The organism is Clostridium peptidivorans (genome assembly GCF_900205925.1).
GTDB classification, from domain to species: Bacteria; Bacillota; Clostridia; order Clostridiales; family Clostridiaceae; genus Clostridium_AK; species Clostridium_AK peptidivorans.
Genome location: NZ_OAOD01000012.1, coordinates 50,692 through 63,836, shown reverse-complemented (window position 1 = coordinate 63,836; position 13,145 = coordinate 50,692). Strand labels below are relative to the sequence as shown.

Annotated in this window: 15 protein-coding genes; 7 read left to right on the top strand and 8 right to left on the bottom strand. The window is 29.4% G+C overall.

Going from position 1 to position 13,145, the window contains the following annotated elements; genetic code table 11:
* Positions 1 to 302: 302 nt before the first annotated feature.
* Positions 303 to 998 carry a FadR/GntR family transcriptional regulator gene (locus CRN98_RS11095; RefSeq protein WP_097027492.1) on the bottom strand — a complete coding sequence of 232 codons (696 nt, stop codon included), beginning with the start codon at positions 996 to 998 and terminating at the stop codon, positions 303 to 305.
* Between the two features lie 201 nt (positions 999 to 1,199).
* Between CRN98_RS11095 and CRN98_RS11090 the strand changes: the two genes are divergently transcribed.
* From CRN98_RS11090 to CRN98_RS11080, 4 genes are all read left to right on the top strand, one after another.
* Positions 1,200 to 2,180 carry an MBL fold metallo-hydrolase gene (locus CRN98_RS11090; protein ID WP_097027491.1) on the top strand — a complete coding sequence of 327 codons (981 nt, stop codon included), beginning with the start codon at positions 1,200 to 1,202 and terminating at the stop codon, positions 2,178 to 2,180.
* A gap of 209 nt (positions 2,181 to 2,389) precedes the next feature.
* Entirely contained in the window at positions 2,390 to 2,806 is a 417-nt protein-coding gene (locus CRN98_RS11085) for a hypothetical protein (protein WP_097027490.1), read from the top strand.
* Positions 2,800 to 2,976: a hypothetical protein gene (locus CRN98_RS17760; protein ID WP_179632110.1), complete on the top strand. Its 177-nt coding sequence runs from the start codon at positions 2,800 to 2,802 to the stop codon at positions 2,974 to 2,976. Before CRN98_RS11085 ends, CRN98_RS17760 begins: the two co-directional genes overlap by 7 nt.
* Before the next feature lies 1 nt (position 2,977).
* Positions 2,978 to 3,463: a hypothetical protein gene (locus CRN98_RS11080; RefSeq protein WP_097027489.1), complete on the top strand. Its 486-nt coding sequence runs from the start codon at positions 2,978 to 2,980 to the stop codon at positions 3,461 to 3,463.
* Positions 3,464 to 3,582: 119 nt separating this feature from the next.
* Here CRN98_RS11080 and CRN98_RS11075 read toward each other — a convergent pair whose 3' ends face one another.
* Positions 3,583 to 3,975 carry a hypothetical protein gene (locus tag CRN98_RS11075; protein WP_097027488.1) on the bottom strand — a complete coding sequence of 131 codons (393 nt, stop codon included), beginning with the start codon at positions 3,973 to 3,975 and terminating at the stop codon, positions 3,583 to 3,585.
* Between the two features lie 850 nt (positions 3,976 to 4,825).
* On the opposite strand from CRN98_RS11075, the gene CRN98_RS11070 reads away from it, so the two are divergent.
* Both CRN98_RS11070 and CRN98_RS11065 read left to right on the top strand, forming a co-directional pair.
* Positions 4,826 to 5,788, top strand: coding sequence for a DUF4349 domain-containing protein (locus tag CRN98_RS11070; RefSeq protein ID WP_179632108.1), 963 nt, complete (start codon positions 4,826 to 4,828; stop codon positions 5,786 to 5,788).
* Between the two features lie 311 nt (positions 5,789 to 6,099).
* A complete protein-coding gene (locus CRN98_RS11065) occupies positions 6,100 to 6,783 on the top strand; it encodes a TraX family protein (protein ID WP_097027486.1) in 684 nt (227 codons plus the stop codon).
* A gap of 723 nt (positions 6,784 to 7,506) precedes the next feature.
* Here CRN98_RS11065 and CRN98_RS11060 read toward each other — a convergent pair.
* Together CRN98_RS11060 and CRN98_RS11055 are read right to left on the bottom strand one after the other, a co-directional pair.
* Positions 7,507 to 7,941: a hypothetical protein gene (locus CRN98_RS11060; protein WP_097027485.1), complete on the bottom strand. Its 435-nt coding sequence runs from the start codon at positions 7,939 to 7,941 to the stop codon at positions 7,507 to 7,509.
* 14 nt (positions 7,942 to 7,955) lie between these two features.
* The gene (locus CRN98_RS11055) at positions 7,956 to 9,800 is read right to left on the bottom strand and encodes an LTA synthase family protein (RefSeq protein ID WP_242960914.1); all 1,845 of its coding nucleotides are present in this window, start codon (positions 9,798 to 9,800) and stop codon (positions 7,956 to 7,958) included.
* Positions 9,801 to 9,931: 131 nt separating this feature from the next.
* Between CRN98_RS11055 and CRN98_RS11050 the strand changes: the two genes are divergently transcribed.
* Positions 9,932 to 11,245, top strand: coding sequence for a M48 family metallopeptidase (locus tag CRN98_RS11050; RefSeq protein WP_242960911.1), 1,314 nt, complete (start codon positions 9,932 to 9,934; stop codon positions 11,243 to 11,245).
* Between the two features lie 120 nt (positions 11,246 to 11,365).
* On the opposite strand, the gene CRN98_RS11045 is transcribed toward CRN98_RS11050, so the two are convergent.
* The 4 genes from CRN98_RS11045 to CRN98_RS11030 form a co-directional block, all read right to left on the bottom strand.
* Complete coding sequence (locus CRN98_RS11045; protein WP_097027483.1) at positions 11,366 to 11,695, bottom strand: hypothetical protein; 330 nt, start codon at positions 11,693 to 11,695, stop codon at positions 11,366 to 11,368.
* A gap of 140 nt (positions 11,696 to 11,835) precedes the next feature.
* Complete coding sequence (locus CRN98_RS11040; RefSeq protein WP_097027482.1) at positions 11,836 to 12,477, bottom strand: lactate utilization protein; 642 nt, start codon at positions 12,475 to 12,477, stop codon at positions 11,836 to 11,838.
* A 53-nt stretch (positions 12,478 to 12,530) separates the two neighbouring features.
* On the bottom strand, positions 12,531 to 12,737 hold the full coding sequence (locus tag CRN98_RS11035; protein ID WP_207653587.1) for a hypothetical protein: 207 nt from the start codon (positions 12,735 to 12,737) through the stop codon (positions 12,531 to 12,533).
* Complete coding sequence (locus tag CRN98_RS11030; RefSeq protein ID WP_097027481.1) at positions 12,734 to 13,138, bottom strand: ribosomal maturation YjgA family protein; 405 nt, start codon at positions 13,136 to 13,138, stop codon at positions 12,734 to 12,736. Before CRN98_RS11030 ends, CRN98_RS11035 begins: the two co-directional genes overlap by 4 nt.
* Between the last annotated feature and the right edge of the window lie 7 nt (positions 13,139 to 13,145).

Sequence of the window (13,145 nt, the reverse complement as noted above, 5' to 3'; positions counted from 1 at the left end):
ACCACTCCTTTGGTGTTTTTTCCAGTATAGTTATTCAATTAACAATATTTCGAAAAATGTAAATTATTACGTAAACCTATCCGTTGTAACCTTTGCAATAATTTGAATTGAGATAAAAAAAATTTAAATTTTTATTTTTATTAAACTGAAATCTACAATATTGTTACTTAATTAACAATATTCTGTATATTATGTTATATTTTATACGGAATTTTATCTGATGTTTATTAATATATTTATATCTAGAAACAAAAAAATACTAATTAGTTTATTCTTTTAAACTAACTAGTATTTTAACTAAATTACTTTATCATAAAATATTTATTGGCAAACTCTAAATGTTTTTTCATAGCCTCTGAAGCTTTCTTTGGATTATGACTTTTTAGTGCTATATAAATATCCTCATGCTGATCTGCAAGGACTTCCATATTTCCTTCATCTACCATTATCTTTTTTCTAGCATCCTTAATAAAGGAATCTATTAATGAAGATATTGCATTTAATATATTTACTATTATGAAATTCTTGGAAGCCTTGGCTATTTCATAGTGAAACCTTTTATCAATTTTTACGTTATCATTTTCATCTTTTGAATTTTTCAAGGCTTTTATAAGTATTTCAAGATCTTCAAGTTCCTTATCCGTTATTTTTTGTGCAGCTATAGCTGCAGTCTGCACCTCAATAACTCTTCTTACCTCAATAATTTCCTCAGGATTACTATCTTTAAGCATAAACATTATTGATAGAGGTTCAAATAAACCATTTTCAAGGTTTTCACTGATGTAATTTCCTCCTCCCTGTTTACATTGAACTAATCCTATAATTTGAAGTGCTTTTAAAGCTTCTCTAATAGATGTTCTACTCACCTGCAGTTGCTCTGCAAGTTCTCTTTCGGAAGATAATTTATCTCCAGCTTTAAGAGTACCATTTATTATCATATCTTTAATTTGATCTATTACTTGTTCATAAACTTTTGTATTTTTTGTTGATGAAGACATCTAATCAGACTCCTTAAGTATTGTATTTAATTCCCAATCATAATGATACATTATAGAATTCAAGAGGGCAATAATTATTCGAAAAATCATTCCTAAATCTTCTTTTCTCTGTTTTATCAATAGATGAAATGGTTGACTTTATATTAATAATATACTATGATATTGTTAAAATATGGAATTTTAGGAGGGGTGATGTAATCTATGAGAGAAGTATACAAAAATATTTATTTGGAAGAACTTCCATTACCAAATAATCCCTTAAAACACTTGAATTTTTATATTATTAAAGGTCAAGAAAAATCTATGATTATTGATACGGGCTTTAACCGTGAAGATACAAAAGAAGATATAATGAAAATTTTTAAAGAATTAAATTTGAAACCAGAAAACACTATTCTTTTTCTGACTCACCTACATTCAGATCATACGGGGCTAGCTACTTATTTAGAAGAAATGGGTTTAACTATATATGCAAGTAAGATGGATGGTGATTTATTAAATAATAGTGTGGAAAAATCAGATCCAATGTGGCAAGATACAATTCAACAGGGAGCTTGGCAAGGATTAGAAGAAGATCAATTAGATATCGAAGATCATCCGGGATTTAAATTTCGCCCGACAGCTCATATAAATTTCATTTCTGCAATTCCAGGTGAATATATTCAAATTGGAGAATATAATTTTGAAATTATAGATTTAAAAGGTCATACGCCAGGGATAGTAGGTCTTTATGAAAAAGAACACAAGATACTATTTTGTGGGGATCATATACTAGGAAAAATAACTCCAAATATTACATTTTGGGGTTTCCAATATGACGATATATTAGGAACTTATTTAGAAAGTTTAGATCATGTTTATAATATGGATATTGATTATTTGTTTTCTTCCCATCGTTTTTTAGTAGACGATCATCGTGAAAGGATTGAAGAACTTTATAAACATCATGCTAAAAGATTAGACGAATCAAGAAAAGCTTTAAGAGAATCTGGAAAATCTACTGTGAGAACAGTAACAAAACAACTGCACTGGGATATCAAGAGTAAAAATTGGGATGAGTTTCCAAAACCACAGAAATGGTTTGCAGCTGGAGAGGCCCATGCCCATTTAGAACATCTTAGGGCTTTAGGAGAAGTAACTATGGAAGAAGAAGATGGTGTTCTTTACTATTCGATAAAATAATCAGGACCACCCGTAAAACGGGTGGTTTGCTCTGCGCCTTTAAACTCATTGGTAAATGGTAATAAGACGGAAGAATGGAATATGGTATCTGATATATTTAAGAAATTCTAATTAAGGTTGGGATTAACTTCCACGCCTTTTTTTTATTGGCTTCTATCATAACCTTTAGTATAATCTTTATATCAACTCAATTAAGGAGGTTGGTAACAATGGATAGTCAAGTAATAATGGGTTTAATCATTATCTTTGCGGTATTACTCTTCGCACTAATTTTAGTAATAAAGGTAATCACCTGTATTGTTAGATGGTGTATTATCTACCCATTAGCAAGTCCTGAGAAGAAGGCCGAAATGAGAAGGAAGCAAAATCAAAACCTAGTTGAAAAAAATCTCAAACAGGCTGAATGGGAAGCTAAGTATGCTATCACACAAGCTAAGAGGAAGGCAAGAAGAGAAAAGATAAACAAGTGGATTGCTTCAAATCAGCCTAAGCCAAATTCAAGAAAAGGAATGTTCAAATATGCCTTGGCTTCCGTAATAATGGAAGGGTTAGCAGCGAGTATGAGAAGAAGTAGAAGAAGTAGTAGAAGAAGAGATTACAAATGCAGGGGGTATAACAGATGGTAGAAAAGAAAGTAGATGATTTAAGAATGGAGTTAGTTGAGGTAAGAGAAGCTATTGATATGGCTGAAGCAGTTTTGGAGTACCAGGAGGATGCTAATATCCGTCAGCAATTACATAACTTAAAGCAACAGGAAGCTGTACTAAGGGCAAGAATCATGGAGTGGAGTGTATAAAATGGGATTAAAAGAAAGCAAGAAGTATGCAATAGGGAGTATCCATGAAAATGGTGGTGGAAAGTTTGAGATAACTGACAGGTGGTTTGATGAAGAAACTGATACTATCATGTTAAAGTACAAGTTCTTAGAAGGTGGCAAGGTTGAAGTTAACAAGGAAGCTAATGTAACAGCATCTGAATGGAAGTGGAGAAAAGTCAGAGGTTTAGCAGGTAAAGCTTCATTGGTACAAACAGCTACTATCGAAACAGGGATTATACCTAAAGAAGAAATGGAGGAAAAGTTTACCGACCTTACCGAAAGGTTTGATAAGGGACTTAAAGCTATCATGGAGAATAAAAGTAATATACTTCACCTTCAAGAATCCCATGATGCACAGCAAAAGTTATTGAATGAAATGATGTCCGTTATTAAGGTTCAGCAGAAGCAGATTGAAGCCTTGGTTAATGATAGAAATATTATTAATAAGTTATTAGAGAAGATTTAATAAATTCCCAATAGTAATTTAACAACTTAATAGAACGGAATGGGGATTACGGATTTATATTTCTTAAATATCAATTGCCAGTTTTCAATCATAAGATAAATTTTACTTTTGTAAAAACTCTACATTAATTGTAAGCTGTCAATTGATAATTTAAAGTCTTCTATTCCTGTCTCTTCAGTTATTAATTCCCTTATATACTCCTCTATATCTCCTTTAGGATTTTCATATAATACATGTCTCATAATATATTTATTATCTTCGCTAACATTTATCATTTCCTTTTTAATCAATCCTTCTATATCACAATGGATAACTTTCCATAAAGATTTGTTATGATTTTTAGATTTAGGACTTTTATAAGGATGCTTTTGAAAGTTATCTATATCATATATTAATTTGCCTTTATTTTTGATAAATATAACTATACGAGCACCAGTATACTCGCCAGTTTCTCTATTGTATTGCTTTATAAAATGAATGTGATCTCTCCTTCTATTTGAATAAGCAGCCAATGTATAATGCACCCCCTTGTTTTGAAATATTATGACGTTTTTAATGTTGAACGGGTCGTATGGAATTTACATTTAGGAAAGCTTCTCTTCGCAAAAAGCTCTAATATTTCTTCCTTTTAAGGCGCCTAAGCCTTCTAAACTCGCAATGGCTCAGACAATAGAAGGCTCCGAGCGGCACCTTAAAATCAGAAATAAAGAGCTTTTAATTGCTTGCTCAATGCTTTCTACAATGCAAATTCCATACTTATGTTCAACATTAAAAATATCACTCAGACTTACTGACTGAAGGAAGGAATTTCGCTTTAGCGAAAGTTCCTTTTAAATATATACTTATCAAAGAGCTGATAAGGCCTCAGACCGATAGGTAGTAAAATATTAATCACCTAATTTTCTATTAAGAATCTTTTATCATACTACCCTATCTTTAACTTATAAATTGAATTTTTCTATTTATTTCTTACAAATTCTTGTAACTTAACGGGCTACCGCCCTAAAAGATTTTTATGTACTAAGTTTTAAAATGAAGATATTTTTAATGTTGAATGCAGTATGGAATTTGAATCGTAGAAAGCATTGAATGAGCTTTAGAACGGCTTTATTTATAAATTTAAAATATCGTATAGAGCCTTCTACTGTCTGAGCGGAGCGAGTTTAGAAGACTTAGATATTTTAATTTTATAAATATTAGCCGTTTTTAGCGAAATGAACGCTTTCCTAGGTTCAAATTCCATACGCTAGCTTCAACATTAAAAATATCGTGATTTCCTTTTTATTCAGACTATATTCTTAGTTTACTCGTATATATTAGTAAATAAACCTATTTTTACTAATTTTATAAGGAGTGAAAATATTGAAAAAGAAAACACCCTTGTTCTTAGTTTTATTAACTATAACCTTTTCTATTCTTTTATTTAATGCCTGCGGATCAAAAAAGGGATCATCTTCATCTGAAAATCGATTAGCTCAAGACTATAACCAAATGAATGCTAAAGCTGATATAGGCAGTGGTCAAAATTCAAAAATGAAGCAAGAATCTAAAGCTGCCACCACTCCAGAAAATATTGATGCATCTAAGGTATCACAAAGAAAACTGATACAAAGAGGATATCTAGAAATTCAAACAAAGGAATTTGAAAAATCCATAAGTGCTCTTAATGAAAAGGTAAAGGCTTTGGGAGGATATATTGAAAACTCAAGTATATCTGGAAATAGAGTTGAAAATATAAATAACTCTCAAAAAAGACATGCTAATTTTTCTTTAAGAATTCCAACTAAACATTTTAACTCCTTTATGGAAGGCTCCTCTGTTATAGGCAATGTTGTAACCACTAGCATAACTGGTGAAGATGTAACCTCTCAGTATTTTGATACAGAAGCTAGATTAAAATCACTTAAACTTCAAGAGGAAAGACTTTTGGAACTATTAAAAAAATCAGGAACTTTAAAGGATGTACTTGAAATAGAAAAAGAACTTGCAACTGTACGCTATGAAATTGAAAATCTTACTGGAACACTAAAAAAGCTTGATAACCTTATAGATTACTCCACTATAGACGTAAATCTTCAGGAAGTTGATGTACTTTCTCTTGGAAATGCTGGAAGTACTTTAGGAGAAAAAATTCAATATAAATTTTTAAATTCTATAAATAATGTAATTGAAGTACTAAAAAACTCGGTTGTAGTAGTAATTGCTTTTATACCATATCTTATAATTGTAGTTCCTGTAATACTCATAATAAAGCAGGTTTCAAAAAGAAGCACTAAGAAATTTTGTATTAAAAATCCATTCAAAAAAGATAAAGATGACAAGTAACTAGCTTTACGGCACCTTATTTTGATAAAAAAAATAAGGTGCTTTTTTAAGCACCCTTGTGTATATTAAAAGGGGGAGGTTCTCTGAATTAAAACTATTTTGTTTGTGACTTATACTCTATAATCAATTATAGATAATAATTATTAACTAGTAGTTATCAAATTATTAAGAATTAATAAACAATTTTTAAAGTGATTTATAATTAAATTATAAATTTCCATAGATTATGCAAGGAAACATCTCAATGAATTGAGATGTGCTGATTTATAACGAAATTATAAATTTCTATAAATCATGCAAGGAGGGTTACTATGTCTAATTTTACTATTAAATTACTTGCTTGTTTATGTATGCTGATCGACCACATAGGCGCTGCTTTATTTCCCGAATATATATTTTTAAGGATAATTGGTAGACTAGCTTTTCCTTTATTTGCTTGGATGATAGCTTTAGGGTATATACATACTAAAGATCCTATAAGATATATGAAAAGACTAGGTATTTTTGCTCTTATATCTCAAATTCCATTTAATCTTGCACTTGAAGCACAAAGCTTAAATATATTTTTCACTTTACTTCTTGGACTAATCGCAATTTATTTCTATGATAAATATCAAAAAGAGCAAAATGAACGGAGCAAACAATTAAGTATAATACTTCCAAGCATTATTGCTACAGTACTTAATACTGATTATTTTGCTTATGGAATTGCCACTATATTTTTATTTTATTATTATAGGGAAGATTTTAAAAAGCTCATTAAGTCTCAAGTGATTTTAAATGTAGCTTTAATATCACTTTATATTATTTCGGTAGTACTGGGAGGAGCTTCTTTTGAACTCGGAGGAATAATTCAAGTATTTTCATTATTTTCTTTGATAATAATAAAATACTATAATGAAAAACAAGGATTTAAAAAATATAAATATGCCTTTTATGCCTTTTATCCAGTACATTTACTAGTTATATATTTTATAAAGATAACATTTTTCTAATTATCTATAAATAAAAAAATAACCGGTTTGTATACTCTCTCACTATATACAAACCGGTTATTTTTGAGCTTCCAATTCCTGACCACACCCATCAATAGCTATTTGAAATTTTATCATTCCTTTCCTAAGATTTTTCCTTAAATAATAGTACTGTAGATTAGGTTGTTCAGCTAGAACTATCTATTTGTGCCGAACCCTTATATCTATTAAAGCTTAAATCTTTTATTAAAATCCTGATTCAATTTTAATTTATTGGTTTAAGAGAAATCATTTATAGGAATTGGAGCTTTTAATACCACCATCACCTACCTATCACTCTTAAAAATTTCTTTGAAACTTTTTATAATAGGTCTAAATAAAATTATTCTTTGTGGTGGAATCATCCCCTATCTTTAGATTTTTATGTTTTAGTATTGTCCTGTGGTATGATTATATTTTATAATCTTCTGACTATTTTGTCAATTACCTTTATGCCCCGTTATCATCTATTACTTGTCCACTTTCTTTGATTTCCTTCACTTTTTTATTATTTAATACTAAAATCAGTATTGTAAAATAAAATATTTGTTCTAATTTCACATTAATCTGTTGTAATATGTCTTGAAAAAGTGTAAAAAAATTAAAAGAATATTATTGAAGTATATGACCATGATGAAACCTTATTGGAAAATATAAGACTGCCAAAATAAAAATAAAGCCTTAAAATAAAGGCTTTATTTTTATTTATTCTGCTATTTTACTTATCCATCTTACAAGTTCCTTTTTTCCTTCGTAAGGAATATACATAAGTACTTCCGCTGCCCTTTTATCTTTAACCTTATCTATTCCTCCATTTATAAGTTCCATTACCTTATATACATTGTTTTCATCTCGAAGGTAATCATTTATTCCTTCAACTACTTTAACTTGCATACTATCCACATTTATAAACTTTGCCATCATTGGATTCATGCTTGATGTAAATTTTCCTATTTCCTCAGATATTTTCTTTTTAAAATTTGGGCTGTTTACTATGCCTTTTAAAAAGCTCATTATATTTTCACGGTTGTTGAATATATAAACCTTTATCATGTTTTCAAAGCCCTGTGGAAGCACTTCTTTTAAAGTTTTATCACTCTTTTCCAAAGCCTCAAGCTTTCCCCATAATTTTTCTTCCATACTCACATCTCCCCCTATTTATTAAAGTAGTTACTTCTAATCATCATATCTGAAATATCTATACCTAGTATACTATGATCTACTTGACTTTTATTACTCTTATCTCCTATATAAGTTCTATCTGAAAGCACTGTAAAATCCTTATTTGTATTTACAAGTATTCTCCCCATTGCAGTGTTTTCAAATTTTCCTTTGTCTATTCCCATCATATAAGCTACAGTTGGCATGGTATCTATTTGGCCGCCATTTACTGTAAATTCCTTATGGCTTATATCCTTGTTATATATGATAAGAGGAATTTCCCAATTGTTTTTCATCCACCAATCTTCTTGAGGTTTTATATCTTGAAGTTCACTTTCATAGTACTTATGAATTCCGCCGTGATCTCCATATATAACAACTACTGTGTCCTCTAAAAGCCCCTCTTTTTTTAAGTTATCCATAAAAATTCCTATGTGTTTATCTGTATAATGTATGCTTTGAAAATATCCTCCAAGTTTTGTTTCATCAAGACTTTTATCAATTTTAAGCTCTCTATACTCTGCAGGAATATCAAAAGGTGCATGACTTGATAAAGTTACCATAAATGTATAAAATGGCTTTTTAGCATTTTTTATAAGTGGTATAGTTTGTTTTAAATAGCTTCCATCACTTATGCCTAGTCCTATAGTTTCATCTACATTAAAATAAGAAGAATCTATACATTTATCAAATCCCACAGCAGTTAATCCATTTTTCCAATTCCAAAAGGAAGCCTTATCTGGATGTATTGCTTGAGTATAATATCCTTCCTCTTTTAAAAGCTTTGGAAGAGAATTATAAGTATTTTGCGGGAATCTAAAAAATGTAGCTCCCTTTCTTACAGGATGCACTGAAGTATTTGCCATAAGGTCTGAATCTACGCTTGTACCATTATAAACCTGCTCATGAAAGTTTGAAAAATAATAGCTGTTATTTAAAATTTTATTTAAATTAGGAGTTACTTCTTGACCATTAATCTTTTTATTAATTACAAAGTTTTCTAAAGACTCCACTTGTAAAAATATTACATTTTTGCCTTTAAAAATTCCCTTATACTGATTATCAGGTAAGTTCTCCTTATTATCTTTATACCATGCTTTTATTTTATCATTTTCTTTATCACTTAACGTAAAAGGGTTTCTTACCTCATGATAGTAATTATATGCATCATATATATGATATCCTATAGGTGATAGGTTGGACATAGTTTGATTAGGAGCCCAGCAAGTATAAAAAAAGTACTGCCCTTCTTTTCCTGTCTTTTTTACATCTATATTATAATGGATATAATATATTGATATTATACTTATAAGCATTATCCATAAAAAAGACATTATGTTTCTCCTATAATTTTTAAATACTGATTTATTTTTATTAAGCTTATATGGCATATATAATATATCTATCCAAAATATTATATCTATTGGTCTTGCCATAGAAGCTATAGAATCCGTTAAGTTATCTAAGTTAGATGTTTGCTGAAAAATGTATGGAGAGATAAAGTTTCCAAAACCTCTGTAATACCATAAGTCAGCTATTAATAATATAGTAATAGCCACATTAACTAAAAAAAGTACCCAGCCATGAGTTCTTCCATTAAACAAATATGCAAAACTTAAAAAAATTGTTATAAAAGCAAGGTATGCTGCAAGTGGAGGTGGTGCAAAAAATGCCTTAAACATATTTATACCAGATACACTGTCATGAGCTATAACCCCTAAAAAAAGTATGGACTTTATAAAAATAAATATGGTTGTTAAATAAAATAACGAATCATACTTAAAGTATTCTATAATACTTATGATACGTGGATGGGTTTTTTCTTTAGTTAACAGCAAGTAATATCACTCCTTAAAATAATATATTAATTTTTACTTTGAATTTTGTTATATTTATATTAAATCTTTATAATTATAACCTTTTCATGTACCTATTTTCAAATATAAATTTGTCAAAAGAAGGTGTTATTTTGAAAAAATACTCATATAAACCAATAATCCTGGCGGTGATTTTTCTTTTACTATTTGTAGTATTAGCCCGCTACACAGAACATAAAAATTTAGAAACTTTAAAAGGTGTAGCCTACAGCGTTTCTGTAAATGGCAAAGACATTAATCTTCCTCAAGTAAGCGATAAAGCAATTGCATATAAACAATCTAATTTAAACATATGGACTGTAAGCTTTATACTTACATTTTTAATTCCAATATTTTTCTTAGTAACTGGACTTTCAAAAGGCATAAGAAATTTTATAGAAAGAAGAACTGGTAGTTTTTTTATAATATCTGCAGTATATTTTATTATATTTACACTTATAAATTTTCTTTTAACACTGCCTTTAGACTTTTATAGTAGTTTTATTCAACCTCATAGTTTTGGACTTTCAAATCAAACTTTAGTAAAATGGCTTACAGATTCTCTAAAAAGTGTTTTATTGTCTTCTATTGCTGGAGCACTGTTTATATGGTTCCCTTACTATGTTATACGAAAAGCCGAAAAGCTCTGGTGGCTTTACATGGGATTTCTATCTATTCCCATAATATTTTTTATGACCTTTGTTTCTCCTTTTTATATAGATCCTATTTTTAATAAATACGAAGATATTAAAGATAAAGATTTAAAGCATAAAATAGAAGCTCAGTTAAAGAAAGCAAATTTAGAAGGAACTAGTGTATATCAGGTAAATAAAAGTGTAGATACAAAGGAAATGAATGCTTATATGACCGGTGTTTCTAAGTCCAAGAGAATAGTTTTATGGGATACCACTATAAATAACCTTAGTGATGAAGAAACCCTAGGCGTACTTGCTCATGAAATGGGTCATTATGTACTGGGCCATGTATGGAGATCCATAATTCTTGGGGGAGTTTTAATTATATTTATACTTTACTTGACCAATAAAAGTGTGCTTTATATAATAAATCTTTCTAAAGGTAAATTTGGATTTAATAAGATATCTGATATTGCTGCACTGCCACTAATAATACTTGTTTTAAACTTTTATATGTTTTTAAGTAATCCAATAACAAATACCGTTTCTAGACGCATGGAAATTGAAGCAGATAGATTTGAACTAGAACTTACTCAAAATAAAGAAGCTACTATAACTTCTACCATAAAGCTTCATGAAGGAAGCCTTGCTCTGCCTTATCCCGGCAAGCTATTTGAAGTGTGGTACTATTCCCATCCACCTTATTTAGAAAGAGTGGAATTTGCCAAGGACTATGCCCCTTGGGAAAAAGGTGAGCCACTAAAATATGAGAAATACTTTAATAAGGAGTAATTATTAAAAGGAAATTGCGCTGCAATTTCCTTTTAATTTCCAAATAGTTTAATATACAATTAAAGACATAGTGTTCTTTCAATTAGTCCTTTAATCATATTGTGTAATCATTGCCAACTCTTATTTATTAATCAAAAAATCAACTTCCAAGTTCTTTTCTTTAAGCTTTTCTATATCCAAAATGGCTACTCTAAAGGTCTTTCTTCTGGAATTGTCGTCATATCCTGTGCGAAATGTAGTTGGTTTGTCATAGCATAGACAATAACTTGATTTGCTTAATTGCTTTTTAAAACTAGTCAAAGGAAGTACTTCTTGACTTAAATTGTGATCTTTACAATATTTTAAAAAATTATCATAAAAAGCAAGATAGTTTAATCTAAGTACATCCGCTTCATTAGCTTTAGCGATGTCATAATGTATACCCTCATATATGCACCCTGTGGCTGCCATTCTATTTATGGTTTCTAAAGTGTCATCTAATACAGATTTATTATTATTTGAGTAATCTAAAAGATCCGATATAGCACCAGTATTTATGGATTTTATAATATGGTTTATTTTAATTCCAGTACACTTTTCAAGGCTTAGATTTAATATCCTAACTGTTTTCCTACAATAATTACCTTTATCCTATCTTTAACAAATTGTCCTGTGATAACTGTGAAATCATTACATATTCTATTGGGACTTTTACAATCTACGCAGTATCCCAAGGTTGTACATGGAGTATTTTTATTTAATCTTTTTGCATCAATTGGTGCTGAGTAATTTCTAACTCTTTTTTCTGCTTCTTCTAAATTTTTAACAATTTTATTTATTCCAGTTACTAAAATAACCTGTTTAGGGCCATAAATCATCGGTGCAACTCTGCTTCCATTGCCGTCAATATTATAAAGCTCCCCATTTTCAGTTAAAGCATTTGTACTACATATAAAAGTATCCGCAGAAAAGTTTTGTATATAAATTTGCTTCTTTTCTTCACTTGTTATATTTTCTCTATATTTATCTAAAAAAGTATAGCTTCCTTGACGAAGAAAATCTATAACTCCTGTTTCAAATAGTGTCATAGAATCGCCAACACCCACTACAGAATTTTCAGCTATAAGTTCTTTTAAAAGCTTTATCAGTTCTACATCATCCTTAACAAAGTACCCTGCCATATTATGCTTTCTTAAATTATCTATTGTTCTATCAACTTGTTTTTCTATATACCATGAAACATTATTATCCATTGTAATAAATCCTTTCTTTTACTCAAATTTATAGCTGCACATAATTCTAACAGCTATTTGCTCTTTTGCATTTTTTCCAATATAGAATATACTAACACCCAAATTATCATCCATGAACCAAAATCAATAATAAATTTTAATATATTAAATGGCTCACTAAAAATATCATACTTAAAATTAAACAACTTAAATATACTGTGAACTAATACATAAGAAACTACAAATGTTATAATACCTATTCTTCCATCTTTATTTTTCATTTTATATTTTTCCCCCTTAATTTTAATGGTAAAAGTTCAATAATTACACCTATTCCAATTCCTATAGTATAGGCTAGTAAATCACTCCACAAAAATCCATATCCTAATACCAATCCCCCTAGTGTTGTTCTTCTAATATTATCTATCCAATTTGCATGGTATAACTGGCTTAATTCAATAAGATAGCAAAATAATATCCCTATTAATGCAATTTTCTTTGTTTCCGCATCTATAAAAATAAAACCAAAGATAAAGAAAACCATTAACGCCCAGAGAGCATCTCCTAAATATGTATTCAAAAAGTCTGGTATAATATTATTCATCCTTCTTGATAGTAGCCCTAAAGCAATTACAATTATTATCATAAATCCATACAACAATCTATTACGTTTATTAGACATATTTACT

Excerpts from the sequence above, each read along its gene's own strand:
- CRN98_RS11085 (WP_097027490.1), top strand. The coding sequence starts at position 2,390 with ATGGATAGTCAAGTAATAATGGGTTTAATCATTATCTTTGCGGTATTA.
- CRN98_RS11095 (WP_097027492.1), bottom strand. The coding sequence starts at position 998 with ATGTCTTCATCAACAAAAAATACAAAAGTTTATGAACAAGTAATAGAT.
- CRN98_RS11035 (WP_207653587.1), bottom strand. The coding sequence starts at position 12,737 with ATGAAAAATAAAGATGGAAGAATAGGTATTATAACATTTGTAGTTTCT.
- CRN98_RS11045 (WP_097027483.1), bottom strand. The coding sequence starts at position 11,695 with ATGGCAGCCACAGGGTGCATATATGAGGGTATACATTATGACATCGCT.
- CRN98_RS17760 (WP_179632110.1), top strand. The coding sequence starts at position 2,800 with ATGGTAGAAAAGAAAGTAGATGATTTAAGAATGGAGTTAGTTGAGGTA.
- CRN98_RS11060 (WP_097027485.1), bottom strand. The coding sequence starts at position 7,941 with ATGGAAGAAAAATTATGGGGAAAGCTTGAGGCTTTGGAAAAGAGTGAT.
- CRN98_RS11030 (WP_097027481.1), bottom strand. The coding sequence starts at position 13,138 with ATGTCTAATAAACGTAATAGATTGTTGTATGGATTTATGATAATAATT.
- CRN98_RS11040 (WP_097027482.1), bottom strand. The coding sequence starts at position 12,477 with ATGGATAATAATGTTTCATGGTATATAGAAAAACAAGTTGATAGAACA.
- CRN98_RS11090 (WP_097027491.1), top strand. The coding sequence starts at position 1,200 with ATGAGAGAAGTATACAAAAATATTTATTTGGAAGAACTTCCATTACCA.
- CRN98_RS11080 (WP_097027489.1), top strand. The coding sequence starts at position 2,978 with ATGGGATTAAAAGAAAGCAAGAAGTATGCAATAGGGAGTATCCATGAA.
- CRN98_RS11065 (WP_097027486.1), top strand. The coding sequence starts at position 6,100 with ATGTCTAATTTTACTATTAAATTACTTGCTTGTTTATGTATGCTGATC.